The following is a 12,742-nucleotide window of genomic DNA, read 5'->3' as shown; positions in this document are numbered from 1 at the left end:
TCTAGCTTGCCGCGTGTCGCTGCAGCGCCCATTCCACGTGCTCGCGCACCAGGGGGGAGGGGTGTTCGCGCTGCAGCTTCAGGGCTTCCAGCACCGGGATGCTGGTCGGGGCGTTGCCCAGGCCCACGGCCAGGTTGCGCAGCCAGCGCTCGTAGCCGGCGCGGCGTAGCGGCGAGCCTTCGGTGCGGCTGAGGAATTCGGCTTCGGTCCAGCGAAAGAGTTCGGCCAGGCTGGCGCTGTCCAGGCTGTGGCGTGGCTGGAAATCGCCTTCGGCGGTGGGCTTGGCGAAGCGGTTCCAGGGGCAGACCAGCTGGCAGTCGTCGCAGCCGAAGACCCGGTTGCCGATCAAGGGGCGCAGCTCCGGCGGAATGCTGCCCTTGAACTCGATGGTCAGGTAGGAAATGCAGCGCCGGGCGTCGAGCTGATAGGGGCCGACGAAGGCCTGGGTCGGGCAGATGTCCAGGCAGGCGCGGCAGGTGCCGCAGTGGTCACGCGGGGTGGGTTCGTCCACCGGCAGCGGCACGTCGACGAAGAGCTCGCCGAGAAAGAACCAGCTGCCGGCCTTGCGATTGAGTACCAGGGTGTTCTTGCCGATCCAGCCCAGGCCGGCCTGTTCGGCGATGGCCTTCTCCAGCACCGGCGCGCTGTCGACGAAGGCGCGATAGCCGAAGGGGCCGATCTCGCCCTGGATGCGCTCGGCCAGATGCTGCAGGCGCTTGCGGATCAGCTTGTGATAGTCGCGGCCCAAGGCGTAGCGCGAAACATAGGCCGCCGCGCCGTCGGCCAGACGCTCGCTCATGCGGGTGTCGCCGGGCAGGTAATCCATGCGCAGGGAAATCACCCTCAGGGTTCCCGGGACCAGTTCGGCCGGTCGCGAACGTTTGCTGCCGTGCGCGGCCATATAGTCCATCTCGCCGTGGAAACCGGCGGCCAGCCAGCGCTCCAGATGTTCCTCGTGACGTGCCAGATCCAGCCCGGCGATGCCGGTCTGCTGAAAGCCCAATTCCCGACCCCAGGTCTTGATGAGGTCGGCCAGGGCGGCGAGATCGAGAGCGACAGCGGACATCGATGGGAACGCACAGGCAGGAGGGCCGCCTATTTTGCCAGACTCCGGAGGCTTTCCCAGCATGCACGACGAACTGCCGTTCCAGCTCTACAGCGCCCAGCAGGTGCGGGATCTCGACGCCCAACTGATCGCCGGCGGTCTGCCCGGCCTCGAGTTGATGAGACGCGCGGCGGCCGCGGCCTGGCGCTCCTTGCGCCACGGCTGGCCCCATGCCGGTGCCCTCTGCGTGCTGGCCGGCGGTGGCAACAATGCCGGCGACGGCTATCTGGTCGCGGCGCTGGCGCGCAAGGCCGGCTGGCAGGCACGGGTCTGGCACCTGGCCGATCCGACCGGACTCCAGGGCGATGCCGCCCTGGCCCATGCCGAGGCCCTGGCCGCCGGCGTGGACATCCAGCCCTGGCGCGCGGATGCCCCGCTGGAGGGTCTGGTGGTCGATGCCCTGCTGGGCACCGGCCTCAAGGGCGCGGCGCGCGAGCCCTATGCCGCGGCCATCGAACGGATCAACGCCAGCGAATTGCCGGTGGTGGCCATCGACCTCCCTTCCGGACTGGATGCCGACACCGGCGCCGCGGCGGGCCCTCTGGTGCGCGCCGATCTGACCATCACCTTCATCGGCCTCAAGCTCGGCCTGTTCACCGGCAAGGGACCTGACCATGTCGGCAGTCTGGTGTTCGAGCCGCTGATGGAGGAGCCGCAGAATCCCGCCCATGCCACCGCCCAGCGGCTGGCGCCCGGCAACCTGCCGCGGCTGGCCAGGCGCCCGCTCAATGCGCACAAGGGGCAGTACGGCCATCTGCTGGTGATCGGCGGCGACGAAGGCACCGGTGGCGCAGCCATCATGACCAGCGAGGCGGCGCTGCGCTGCGGCGCCGGCATGCTCAGCCTGGCGACCCGGCCCTCCAATGTCACCGCGGTGCTGGCGCGGCGGCCGGAGGTCATGGTCGCCGGGGTGCATTCCAGTTTCGCCGTGCTGGAACTGGCCAAGAAGGCCGATGTGCTCGCCGTCGGGCCGGGCCTGGGGCAGGGCGCCTGGGGCAAGGCCCTGGCCAGTGCCGCCGCAACGCTGGACGCGGTCCAGGTCTGGGACGCCGATGCCCTCAACCTGCTGGCCGCCGGGGTGGTCCAGGCGCCGCGCGGGCCCTGGGTGATGACGCCCCATCCGGGCGAGGCGGCGCGGCTGCTGGAGGTCTCGATCAAGGACATCGAAGCCGATCGTCCCGGCAGCGCCCGCGAACTGGCGCGGCGCTATGGCGGCGTGGCGCTGCTCAAGGGCTTCGGTACCCTGATCGCCCATCCGGACGGTCGCATGGCGCTGTGCGGCGAGGGGCATCCGGCGATGGCTACCGGTGGCCTGGGGGACATCCTCACCGGTATCATCGCCGCCCTGCTGGGGCAGGGGCTGGCCCCCTTCGAGGCCGCCTGCCTGGGCGCCTGGCTGCACGGCCGTGCCGGCGCCGAGCTGGGTCGCCAGGGCCGCGGTCTCGCCGCCAGCGATCTGCCCCCGGTCGCCCGCCAGTTGCTCGAGGAACTCCAGCCATGCCTGAACTGACCCTGCACGCCGCCGACGAAGACGCCATGTACGCCCTGGGTGCCCGCCTGGCCCAGGCCAGCGGCGGTCGTGGCGTACTCTACCTGCACGGCGATCTGGGCGCCGGCAAGACCACCCTGTCGCGGGGCATCCTGCGTGGCCTCGGCCACACCGGGGCGGTGAAGAGTCCCACCTTCACCCTGGTCGAGCCCTACGAACTGGCCAGTGGCGCGGTCTATCACTTCGATCTCTATCGCCTGGCCGATCCGGAAGAACTGGAATTCATGGGGATTCGCGACTACTTCACACCCGAGGCCTTGTGCCTGGTGGAATGGCCCGAGCGCGGTCAGGGCTTTTTGCCAAAGCCGGACCTGGACATTACCATTACGCCACGCGCCGACGGCCGTGATCTGCGCCTGACTAGTCATGGCGCTCACGGCGAGGCCTGGTGCGCCGCCCTCGCGCCCTAGGCGCCGATCCCTCGTTCTCCAGCTATACGGTCGCAGGCATGCGCAAGCGTTTTTTCAGGTCGGGACTCGGCCTGTTGTTGTTGATTCTCAGCAGTCAGCTGCTGGCCGCCACCCAGATCAAGGGCATGCGCGTCTGGCGTGCGCCCGACAACACCCGTCTGGTGTTCGATCTGACCGGCCCGGTCAAGGCCAGCGTCTTCACCCTCAGTGCCCCGGATCGCATCGTCATCGACCTGTCCGGCGCGCAGCTCGACGGTGGGCTGAACGAAAAGCCGCTGCGCAACACCCCCATCACCGGTCTGCGCGCGGCCCAGCGTTCGCCGGGCGAGGTGCGCCTGGTGCTGGACACCAAGGGTGCCCTGACGCCCAAGAGCTTTACCCTGGCGCCCAACAAGGAATACGGCAATCGCCTGGTGGTCGACCTCTACGACCAGGGCACCGATCCCGCCACCAGTGACATTCCCGCCACCGTCACGCCCAATCTGCCGGCCACGCCGGTGACCCCGGCGCAGCCGGCGACCCGTCTGCCGTCCAGCCCCAGCGGCAAGCGCGACGTGGTGGTGGTGATCGACCCCGGCCACGGCGGCGAAGACCCGGGTGCCATCGGTCGCGGTCGGTTGTACGAGAAGAACGTGGTGCTGGCCATCGCCAAGCAGTTGCAGGCCAATCTCAATCGGCAGAAGGGCTTTCGCGCCGAGCTGACCCGCACCAGCGACTACTTCATCCCGTTGCGCCAGCGGCAGATCATCGCCCGCAAGAAGGGCGCCGACCTGTTCATTTCGATTCACGCCGATTCGGCGCCCAGTGCCAGCGCCGAGGGCGTCACCGTCTTCGCCCTGTCCCAGCGCGGCGCCACCTCCGAGGCGGCGCGCTGGCTGGCCGATGCGGAAAACCGCTCCGACCAGGTCGGCGGGGTGTCCGATGCGCTGGACAACAAGGATCCCATGCTCGCCGGGGTGCTCATGGACCTGTCCATGACCGCCACCGTGGCCTCCAGCCTGGAGGTCGGCCAGACCATCCTCAGCCAGGTCGGGCGCGCCACCAAGCTCTTGCACACGCGGGTGGAGCAGGCCGGCTTCATGGTGCTGAAGTCGCCGGACATCCCCTCGATCCTGGTGGAAACCGGCTTCATCACCAATGCCAACGAATCGGCCAAGCTGGCCAGTCCGGCGCACCAGGGGCTGCTCGCCCGGCAGATCCAGGCCGGTATCGTGCAGTACTTCCAGCACCGTCCACCGCCCGGCACCTACCTGGCCTGGCAGCGTGAACAGCGGGGCGACAAGGTCGGCAGCGTGCGCGGCTTCGATCAGCACCGGGTGCAGCCCGGCGAAAGCCTGAGCCTCATCGCCCGTCGCTATGACGTCGATCTCTCCACCCTGCGGGCGGCCAATGGGCTGCGTGGTAATCGCATCCGCTCCGGCCAGGTATTGACCATCCCCACCCACGAACTGGCGGCCAGCAATGACTGAACCCCGGCGCATCCAGCTGCTCAGCCCGCGGCTGTCCAACCAGATCGCCGCCGGCGAGGTGGTCGAACGACCCGCCTCGGTGGCCAAGGAGCTGCTGGAGAACAGCCTGGACGCCGGGGCCCGGCGCATCGATATCGAGGTGGAGCAGGGCGGGGTCAAGCTGCTGCGCATCCGCGACGACGGCCATGGCATCCCGCCGGACGACCTGCATCTGGCCCTGGCGCGCCATGCCACCAGCAAGATCTACCACCTGGACGAACTGGAAAGCGTCACCAGCCTGGGCTTTCGCGGTGAGGCCCTGGCGTCGGTCAGTTCGGTGTCGCGCCTCACCCTGACCTCGCGCTTTCGCGGCGAAGACCAGGCCTGGCAGGTGGAGACCGAAGGCCGCGAGATGCAACCGCGGGTGCAGCCCGCCGCCCATCCCCAGGGCACCTCGGTGGAGGTGCGCGACCTGTTCTTCAATACCCCGGCGCGACGCAAGTTCCTGCGCGCCGAAAAGACCGAATTCGATCACCTGCAGGAAGTGGTGCGGCGCCTGGCGCTGGCGCGCTTCGACGTCGGCTTTCATCTGAGACACAACGGCAAGAGCGTGCTGGCCCTGCATCCGGCGGGCGATCCTCAGAGCCAGGGTCGGCGGGTCGGCGCGGTCTGCAGTCCGGCCTTTCTCGAGCAGGCTCTGCCGCTGGAACACGAGCGCAACGGCCTGCGCCTCTGGGGCTGGGTCGGCCTGCCGACCTTTTCGCGCAGCCAGGCGGATCTGCAGTACTTCTACGTCAACGGCCGCATGGTGCGCGACAAGCTGGTCGCCCATGCCGTACGCCAGGCCTATCGCGACGTCCTCTACAACGGTCGCCACCCGGCCTTCGTGCTGTTCCTGGAAGTGGATCCGGCGGCGGTGGACGTCAACGTCCACCCCACCAAGCACGAGGTGCGCTTCCGCGACAGCCGCCAGGTGCACGACTTTCTCTACGGCACCCTGCACCGGGCACTGGGCGACATCCGCCCGGATGACCAGCTCGCCGTGGTGGCGCCCACCGCACCGACGCCGCTGAGCGGTCCGGCCGCCGGTGAATTCGGCCCCCAGGGCGAGATGCGCCTGGCTGCCGCCGTGTTGCACGACAGCCCTGCGCCGCCGGCCCAGCCCTTCGCCGGTGGCGGCGGTTCGGGTGGTGCCGCGCACTACAGTCCTGCCCCGCAGCCCTATGCCGGCGCGCCGGTGGCCGAGGTGCAGAGCGCCTACAAGGCCTTCTTCGCGCCGCTGCCGGAGGGTGCCGAGGCCGCGGCCCTGCCCGCGGAGCAGGGCGACGTGCCGCCGCTGGGCTATGCCCTGGCGCAGCTCAAGGGCATCTACATCCTGGCCGAGAACGCCCAGGGCCTGATCCTGGTGGACATGCACGCCGCCCACGAGCGCATCACCTACGAACGACTCAAGGTGGCCATGGCCAGCGAAGGCCTGCGCGGCCAGCCGCTCTTGGTGCCGGAGTCCCTGGCCGTCAGCGAGCGCGAGGCCGACTGCGCCGAAGAGCATGGCCAGTGGTTCGAGCGCCTCGGCTTCGAACTGCAGCGCCTGGGTCCCGAGACCCTCGCCATCCGCCAGATCCCCGCCCTGCTCAAGCAGGCCCAGGCGGCGCGGCTGGTGCAGGACGTGCTCGCCGACCTGCTGGACTATGGCACCAGCGATCGCATCCAGGCGCACCTCAACGAATTGCTCGGCACCATGGCCTGCCACGGCTCGGTACGGGCCAACCGGCGGCTGACCCTGCCGGAAATGAATGCCCTGCTGCGCGACATGGAAACCACCGAGCGCAGCGGCCAGTGCAACCACGGTCGTCCCACCTGGGCCCAGCTCAGCCTGGACGATCTGGACAAACTCTTCCTGCGCGGCCGCTGACCGCCCGCCGCGCCCTGCGCGGCGCCCCTTCGAGAATCCGCAATGACCGCCCCTCTGCCGCCCGCCATCTTTCTCATGGGGCCGACCGCCTCCGGCAAGACCGATCTCGCCATCGAGCTGGCGCGGCTGCTGCCCATCGAGCTGATCAGCGTGGATTCGGCGCTCATTTATCGCGGCATGGACATAGGCACCGCCAAGCCCAGCGCCGGGCTGCTGGCCGCCCATCCGCACCGGCTGGTGGACATCCGCGACCCCGCGGAGAGCTATTCCGCCGCCGAATTTCGCGCCGATGCCCTGGCGGCCATGGCCGAGATCACCGCGGCCGGACGCATCCCGCTGCTGGTGGGTGGCACCATGCTCTACTTCAAGGCCCTGCTCGAAGGCCTGGCCGACATGCCCGGTGCCGACGCCGAGGTGCGGGCCGAGATCGAGGCGCTGGCGGCCACGGCCGGCTGGGGCGAGATCCACCGGCAATTGGCCGAGGTCGATCCGGTATCGGCCGCGCGCATCCATCCCAACGATCCCCAGCGCCTCCTGCGCGCCCTCGAGGTGTATCGCGTCAGCGGCCAGTCGATGACCGAGCACCGCGCGCTGCAATTGCGCGCCAATGCCGATTCGAACGGGGCGCCCCAGACGCAATTACCCTATACTGTGGCCCAATTGATCCTGGCGCCCGGCCGGCGTGAGGTGCTCCATGCGCGTATCGCCGAGCGCTTCAGCCTGATGCTGGAACAGGGCTTCATCGACGAAGTCTCAGCCTTGCGGGAACGTCCCGATCTGCATCCTGGTCTGCCGTCCATGCGATCCGTAGGCTATCGTCAGGTGTGGGAGTTCCTGGAAGGGGATTGCACGCGGGAAGAGATGGTGGCGCGTGGCGTTGCGGCGACGCGGCAGTTGGCGAAGCGGCAGTTGACCTGGTTGCGTGGCTGGCCCGCCGCACACACCTTCGACAGCCTGGCTTGTGACAATCTGCCGCGGATCTTGAAATGCCTGGCCGGTGACACCATATCGCCCCGCAGCTGAATCGTTTTTGTCCGCGTGTCCATGGTGGGCAGCGGAAACTGGCATGTCGCCAGATCGGTATTTTCATTTCCTTAGGAGAGCGACACGATGTCAAAAGGGCATTCGCTACAAGACCCTTACCTGAACACCCTGCGTAAAGAGCGCGTTCCGGTTTCCATCTATCTCGTCAACGGTATCAAGCTGCAGGGTCAGATCGAGTCCTTCGACCAGTTCGTGATTCTGCTCAAGAACACCGTCAGCCAGATGGTCTACAAGCATGCAATCTCCACCGTGGTGCCGAGCCGCCCGGTCCGTCTGCCCAGCTCCGAGACGAGCGAGTCGGATAGCGAATAAATAACGAGAGGAGCGCCCTGTTGTTCTTCGAGCGTCACGAAGGTGGTGAGCGGGCCATTCTGGTCCATTTGGAAGGCCTGCATCCCGAGGCGCGCGAAGATCCTCAGGAGTTCCTCGAACTCGCGCGATCGGCGGGTGCGGAGACCGTGGCGTTCGTCACGGTGAACCGCAGCCAGCCGACGGCGCGTTATCTCATCGGTACCGGCAAGGTCGAAGAGTTGCACGATCAGGTGCACGCCCATGCCGCCGATCTGGTCATCTTCAACCATGACCTCACGCCCAGTCAGGAACGCAACCTCGAAAAAGCCTTCGAGTGCCGCGTCCTCGATCGCACGGGCCTCATTCTCGACATCTTCGCCCAGCGCGCCCGTACCCACGAGGGCAAGCTGCAGGTGGAACTCGCCCAGCTCGAGCACATGAGCACCCGGCTGGTGCGCGGCTGGACTCACCTCGAGCGCCAGAAGGGCGGCATCGGTCTGCGTGGTCCGGGTGAAACCCAGCTCGAAACCGACCGTCGTCTCCTGCGGATCCGCATCCGCCAGATCCGCCAGCGCCTGGACAAGGTGCGCAGCCAGCGCGAGCAGGCCCGGCGCGGTCGCCGGCGTGCCGAGATTCCCTCGGTGTCCCTGGTCGGCTACACCAACGCCGGCAAGTCCACCCTGTTCAACAGCCTCACCGAATCCGGCGTCTACGCGGCCAACCTGCTGTTCGCCACCCTCGATCCCACCCTGCGCCGTCTGGAATTGCCGGACCTGGGGCCGATCGTGCTGGCCGATACCGTGGGCTTCATCCGCCATCTGCCCCACAAGCTGGTGGAGGCCTTCCGAGCGACCCTGGAGGAATCCAGCAACTCCGACCTGCTGCTGCACGTGATCGATGCCCACGAGGACGATCGCCAGCTGCAGATCGAGCAGGTCGAGGCGGTGCTGCACGAAATCGGTGCCGACGAGCTGCCGATGTTGGAGGTCTACAACAAGCTCGATCTGCTCGACGGGGTCGAGCCGCATATCCAGCGCGACGATGAAACCGGACGGCCGATCCGGGTCTGGGTCTCGGCGCGCGAAGGCCGTGGTCTGGAGCTGGTCGGTCAGGCCGTGGCCGAACTGCTCGGCGAAGATCTTTTCGTCGGGGTGCTGCGCCTGCCCCAGCGGCATGCCCGGCTGCGGGCCCAGCTGTTCGAGCTGGGCGTGGTTCGCCAGGACGATCATGATGACGAAGGCAACATCCTGTTGTCTGTACGAGTACCCCGCGCCGAACTCAATCGACTGCTCAGCCGGGCCGGTGAAGAACCGGAAGTCTTTATCCAGCAACATGTTTTGCAATAAACCCCCGCTCGGCGCTTTTGTTCGGGCAGGGACCATCCGGTAGCATTGGTCGGCGCGCCATTTCGGCGCGTTTTCGCGTTATCAGTAGGGAGAGCGCTATGGCTTGGAACGAGCCCGGTGGCAACTCGAACAATCAAGACCCCTGGGGCGGCCGCAACAACAACGGTGGCGGCAATGGTGGACGCAAGGGGCCGCCGGATCTCGACGAAGCCTTGCGTAAGTTTCAGGACCGCATCAACCGCCTGGTCGGCGGCAAGAAGCGCTCCGGCGGCAGCGGCGGCGACAGCTTTGGCTCGGGTGGTGGCAAGGGTTTGCTGCTGCTGGGCGTGCTGCTGGTCGGCGCTCTCTGGCTGTACAACGCCGTCTACGTCGTGGACGAGCAGGAGCAGGCGGTGGTGCTGCGCCTGGGCAAATACCATGAGACGGTAGGGCCGGGCCTGAACATCTACTTCCCGCCCTTCGAGACCAAGTACCAGGAAAACGTCACCCGTGAGCGGGCCTACAGCAAGCAGGGCGCCATGCTGACCCAGGACGAGAACATCGTCGAGGTGCCGCTGACCGTCCAGTACCGCATCACCAATCTCAAGGACTTCGTCCTCAACGTCGACCAGCCCGAGGTCAGCCTGCAGCAGGCGACCGACAGCGCCGTGCGCCACGTGGCCGGCTCCTCGACCATGGACCAGTTGCTGACCGACGGCCGCGAGCAGGTCGCCACCAACGTCCGCGAACGTCTGCAGCGCTTCCTCGATACCTACGGGACCGGCATCACCGTGACCCAGGTGAACATCCAGAGCGCCTCGGCGCCGCGTGAAGTTCAGGAAGCCTTCGACGACGTGATCCGTGCCCGTGAAGACGAGCAGCGCGAGAAGAACCAGGCCGAAGCCTATGCCAACGGCGTGATCCCCGAGGCCCGCGGTGCTGCCCAGCGCATCATCGAGGAAGCCAACGGCTATCGCGACGAAGTCGTCGCCCGGGCCCAGGGTGATGCCTCGCGCTTCAGCCAGCTGGCGGTCCAGTACGCGGCCAATCCGCAGCTGACCCGCGAGCGTCTGTACATCGAGACGATGCAGGAAGTGCTCGGTCAGGCGAGCAAGGTCATGGTCACCGGTCAGGCCGGCCAGAACCTGCTCTATCTGCCGCTCGACAAGCTGATGCAGAACCGTGCCCCGGCACCGACCTCGGCGATCAGCAGTGGCGCTGCCCCGGCGGCGTCGAGCGATACGGCGGCCTCGGTCATTCGCAATCTGCCGCAGTCCACCGAAGCGCGTACGAGGGAGAGCCGCTGATGAGCAATAAATCGCTGGCCGCGCTGATCGTCGTGGTCGTTCTGGGTCTTGCCGCCTGGAGCAGTCTGTTCGTGGTGAAGGAGACCGAGCGGGCGGTGATGCTGCGCTTCGGTCGTGTGGTCGAGCCCAATCTGGAGCCCGGCCTGCACTTCAAGATTCCCTACGTCAACCGGGTGCGCAAGTTCGATGCCCGCCTGCAGACGCTGGATACCCCGACGCAGCGCTTCCTGACCCTGGAAAAGAAGGCGGTGATGGTGGATGCCTACGCCAAGTGGCGCATCTTCAACGCCGATCGCTACTACACCGCGACCTCGGGTCTCAAGCAGATCGCCGATGAGCGTCTGCTGCGCCGCCTGGAAGCGGGGCTGCGTGACCAGTTCGGTCGTCGCACCCTGCACGAGGTGGTGTCCGGTGAGCGGGATGCCATGGTCGGTTCGCTGACCGCGGCGCTGAACAAGATGGCCAACCAGGAGCTGGGTATCGAGGTGCTGGACGTGCGCGTCAAGGCCATCGACCTGCCCAAGGAAGTCAGTCGCAGCGTCTATGAGCGGATGAGCACCGAGCGCGAGCGGGAAGCCCGCGAGCATCGCGCCAAGGGTCGCGAGCTGGCCGAAGGCATCCGTGCCGACGCCGATCGTCAGCGCCGTGTGCTGCTGGCCGAAGCCTATCGCCAGGCCGAACAGGCCCGCGGTGAAGGTGATGCCCAGGCGGCCCAGGTGTATTCCCAGGCCTACTCGAAGAATCCGGCGTTCTTCTCCTTCTATCGCAGCCTGCAGGCCTATCGCTCCAGCTTCTCCAGCAAGAGCGACGTCCTGGTGCTGGATCCGAAGAGCGATTTCTTCAAGTATTTCCAGAGTCCGGGGCAGTGAGGTCAGGGATGAACGGCGCCTAGGCTTCGCTCGTCGTTCATCCCCGATCGCCGATTTTTTCGTGTTATCATGAATCAGCCGGGGCCATCCCCGGCTTTTTTGCGTCCGTACGAAACCCGTGGAAGGGCGACGCCCTGGCTGATCCGGGTAGCAATCCACGGCAGAGCGGCTCGATCCGGCGGCAGGATTCTCCAGGAATCCACTGCGCCGACCTCGGCAGCCGCGTGCCGATCCATGACATGGAGAAGAGGCCTAATGGCTACGGTAGACCGCTGGCTGCTGCCTGACGGTATCGAGGAAATCCTGCCGCCCGACGCGGCGCGCATCGAAGGCGCTCGGCGTCGGGTGCTGGAACTGTTCCATTGCTGGGGCTACGAGTTCGTCATTACCCCGCACCTGGAATTCCTGGAATCGCTGCTCACTGGCGCGGCCAAGGAGCTGGAACTGCGCACCTTCAAGGTGACCGATCCCAATTCCGGCCGCCTCATGGGCTTCCGCTCCGACATCACGCCCCAGGTGGCGCGCATGGAAGCCCATAGCCTCAAGCAGAGCGGTCCGAGCCGACTGTGCTATGCCGGCAGCGTGCTGCATACCCGTCCCCGTGCCCTGTCCACCTCGCGCAGCCCGATCCAGGTCGGCGCCGAGCTCTATGGCGTGCCCGGCAGCGAAGGGGATCTGGAAGTCATCAGCCTGATGCTCGACGTGCTCGAGCAGGCCCAGGTGCCCGACGTCCACATGGATCTGGGGCATGTGGGCATCTATCGCGGGCTGTGCCAGGCGGCCGGCGTCTCTGGCGCCAGCGAGCAGCAGCTGTTCGATGCCTTGCAGCGCAAGGCGGTCGACGAGATCGCCGAATTGACCGCCGGCCTGCCCGCCGCCGAGCGCGGCTGGCTGCGGGCGCTGGTGGAGCTCAGTGGCGATGCCATGGTGCTCGAGCAGGCGCGGCAGCGCCTGGCGGGTGCGCCCGCGGGCGTCCTGCAGGCACTGGACGAGCTGATCGCCCTGGCCGATTCGCTCAAGGGGCGTTTCCCGGGCGTGCCGCTGTATTTCGATCTGGGCGAGTTGCGCGGTTATCACTACCACACCGGGGTGGTCTTCGCCGCCTTCGTGCCGGGCACCGGTCAATCCATCGCCCAGGGCGGTCGCTATGACAACATCGGCGCCGACTTCGGCCGTTCGCGTCCGGCCACCGGCTTTTCCACCGATCTCAAGACCCTCGTCGAGCTGGGCACCGCCGTGCTTGACGAGCCACGCCGCGGCATCTGGGCGCCGGCGGGCGATGCGCCGGTGCTCTGGCAGGCCGTGCGCGAATTGCGTGCCGCGGGCGAGCGGGTGGTCCAGGCCACCGCTCATGACGACGCGGACCAGCTGCACAGCTCGGGCTGCGATCGCCGCCTGATCGAGCAGCAGGGCGCCTGGGTCGTGGTGCCCTTGAATTCCTAAACACCGGATCTGGCATCCGGGTGAACGTGAGCATCGTCG

11 protein-coding genes are annotated in these 12,742 nt (G+C 67.3%); 10 read left to right on the top strand and 1 reads right to left on the bottom strand.

Annotated elements, in window-relative coordinates:
• Position 1: 1 nt before the first annotated feature.
• Entirely contained in the window at positions 2-1,066 is a 1,065-nt protein-coding gene (gene queG, locus OXS31_RS07795; RefSeq protein ID WP_108581468.1) for a tRNA epoxyqueuosine(34) reductase QueG, read from the bottom strand.
• A 61-nt stretch (positions 1,067-1,127) separates the two neighbouring features.
• On the opposite strand from queG, the gene OXS31_RS07790 reads away from it, so the two are divergent.
• The 10 genes from OXS31_RS07790 to OXS31_RS07745 all read left to right on the top strand — a co-directional run bounded on the left by OXS31_RS07790 (position 1,128) and on the right by OXS31_RS07745 (position 12,703).
• Positions 1,128-2,615 carry an NAD(P)H-hydrate dehydratase gene (locus OXS31_RS07790; RefSeq protein WP_145250628.1) on the top strand — a complete coding sequence of 496 codons (1,488 nt, stop codon included), beginning with the start codon at positions 1,128-1,130 and terminating at the stop codon, positions 2,613-2,615.
• Positions 2,603-3,064: a tRNA (adenosine(37)-N6)-threonylcarbamoyltransferase complex ATPase subunit type 1 TsaE gene (gene tsaE / locus OXS31_RS07785; protein WP_007161160.1), complete on the top strand. Its 462-nt coding sequence runs from the start codon at positions 2,603-2,605 to the stop codon at positions 3,062-3,064. Before OXS31_RS07790 ends, tsaE begins: the two co-directional genes overlap by 13 nt.
• A gap of 38 nt (positions 3,065-3,102) precedes the next feature.
• On the top strand, positions 3,103-4,533 hold the full coding sequence (locus OXS31_RS07780; protein ID WP_027598837.1) for an N-acetylmuramoyl-L-alanine amidase: 1,431 nt from the start codon (positions 3,103-3,105) through the stop codon (positions 4,531-4,533).
• Positions 4,526-6,424, top strand: a complete 1,899-nt coding sequence (gene mutL / locus OXS31_RS07775; RefSeq protein ID WP_144948559.1) for a DNA mismatch repair endonuclease MutL — start codon at positions 4,526-4,528, stop codon at positions 6,422-6,424. The genes OXS31_RS07780 and mutL overlap by 8 nt, the downstream gene beginning before the upstream one ends.
• 42 nt (positions 6,425-6,466) lie before the next feature.
• Complete coding sequence (miaA, locus tag OXS31_RS07770) at positions 6,467-7,447, top strand: tRNA (adenosine(37)-N6)-dimethylallyltransferase MiaA (protein ID WP_267398626.1); 981 nt, start codon at positions 6,467-6,469, stop codon at positions 7,445-7,447.
• A gap of 87 nt (positions 7,448-7,534) precedes the next feature.
• Positions 7,535-7,780 carry an RNA chaperone Hfq gene (gene hfq / locus OXS31_RS07765; RefSeq protein WP_007161156.1) on the top strand — a complete coding sequence of 82 codons (246 nt, stop codon included), beginning with the start codon at positions 7,535-7,537 and terminating at the stop codon, positions 7,778-7,780.
• A gap of 20 nt (positions 7,781-7,800) precedes the next feature.
• Entirely contained in the window at positions 7,801-9,105 is a 1,305-nt protein-coding gene (hflX, locus tag OXS31_RS07760) for a ribosome rescue GTPase HflX (RefSeq protein ID WP_007161155.1), read from the top strand.
• Positions 9,106-9,203: 98 nt separating this feature from the next.
• Positions 9,204-10,391 carry an FtsH protease activity modulator HflK gene (gene hflK / locus OXS31_RS07755; protein WP_007161154.1) on the top strand — a complete coding sequence of 396 codons (1,188 nt, stop codon included), beginning with the start codon at positions 9,204-9,206 and terminating at the stop codon, positions 10,389-10,391.
• Complete coding sequence (gene hflC / locus OXS31_RS07750) at positions 10,391-11,260, top strand: protease modulator HflC (protein WP_007161153.1); 870 nt, start codon at positions 10,391-10,393, stop codon at positions 11,258-11,260. The genes hflK and hflC overlap by 1 nt, the downstream gene beginning before the upstream one ends.
• Positions 11,261-11,515: 255 nt before the next feature.
• Positions 11,516-12,703: an ATP phosphoribosyltransferase regulatory subunit gene (locus OXS31_RS07745; protein ID WP_027601078.1), complete on the top strand. Its 1,188-nt coding sequence runs from the start codon at positions 11,516-11,518 to the stop codon at positions 12,701-12,703.
• Positions 12,704-12,742: the final 39 nt, after the last annotated feature.

Origin of the sequence: Pseudomonas sp. GM_Psu_1 (assembly GCF_026544185.1) — a bacterium.
GTDB lineage: Bacteria > Pseudomonadota > Gammaproteobacteria > Pseudomonadales > Pseudomonadaceae > Chryseomonas > Chryseomonas oryzihabitans.
This window is presented reverse-complemented; position numbering and strand designations above follow the sequence as displayed.

Excerpts from the sequence above, each read along its gene's own strand:
- queG (WP_108581468.1), bottom strand. The coding sequence starts at position 1,066 with ATGTCCGCTGTCGCTCTCGATCTCGCCGCCCTGGCCGACCTCATCAAG.
- OXS31_RS07790 (WP_145250628.1), top strand. The coding sequence starts at position 1,128 with ATGCACGACGAACTGCCGTTCCAGCTCTACAGCGCCCAGCAGGTGCGG.
- tsaE (WP_007161160.1), top strand. The coding sequence starts at position 2,603 with ATGCCTGAACTGACCCTGCACGCCGCCGACGAAGACGCCATGTACGCC.
- OXS31_RS07780 (WP_027598837.1), top strand. The coding sequence starts at position 3,103 with ATGCGCAAGCGTTTTTTCAGGTCGGGACTCGGCCTGTTGTTGTTGATT.
- mutL (WP_144948559.1), top strand. The coding sequence starts at position 4,526 with ATGACTGAACCCCGGCGCATCCAGCTGCTCAGCCCGCGGCTGTCCAAC.
- miaA (WP_267398626.1), top strand. The coding sequence starts at position 6,467 with ATGACCGCCCCTCTGCCGCCCGCCATCTTTCTCATGGGGCCGACCGCC.
- hfq (WP_007161156.1), top strand. The coding sequence starts at position 7,535 with ATGTCAAAAGGGCATTCGCTACAAGACCCTTACCTGAACACCCTGCGT.
- hflK (WP_007161154.1), top strand. The coding sequence starts at position 9,204 with ATGGCTTGGAACGAGCCCGGTGGCAACTCGAACAATCAAGACCCCTGG.
- hflC (WP_007161153.1), top strand. The coding sequence starts at position 10,391 with ATGAGCAATAAATCGCTGGCCGCGCTGATCGTCGTGGTCGTTCTGGGT.
- OXS31_RS07745 (WP_027601078.1), top strand. The coding sequence starts at position 11,516 with ATGGCTACGGTAGACCGCTGGCTGCTGCCTGACGGTATCGAGGAAATC.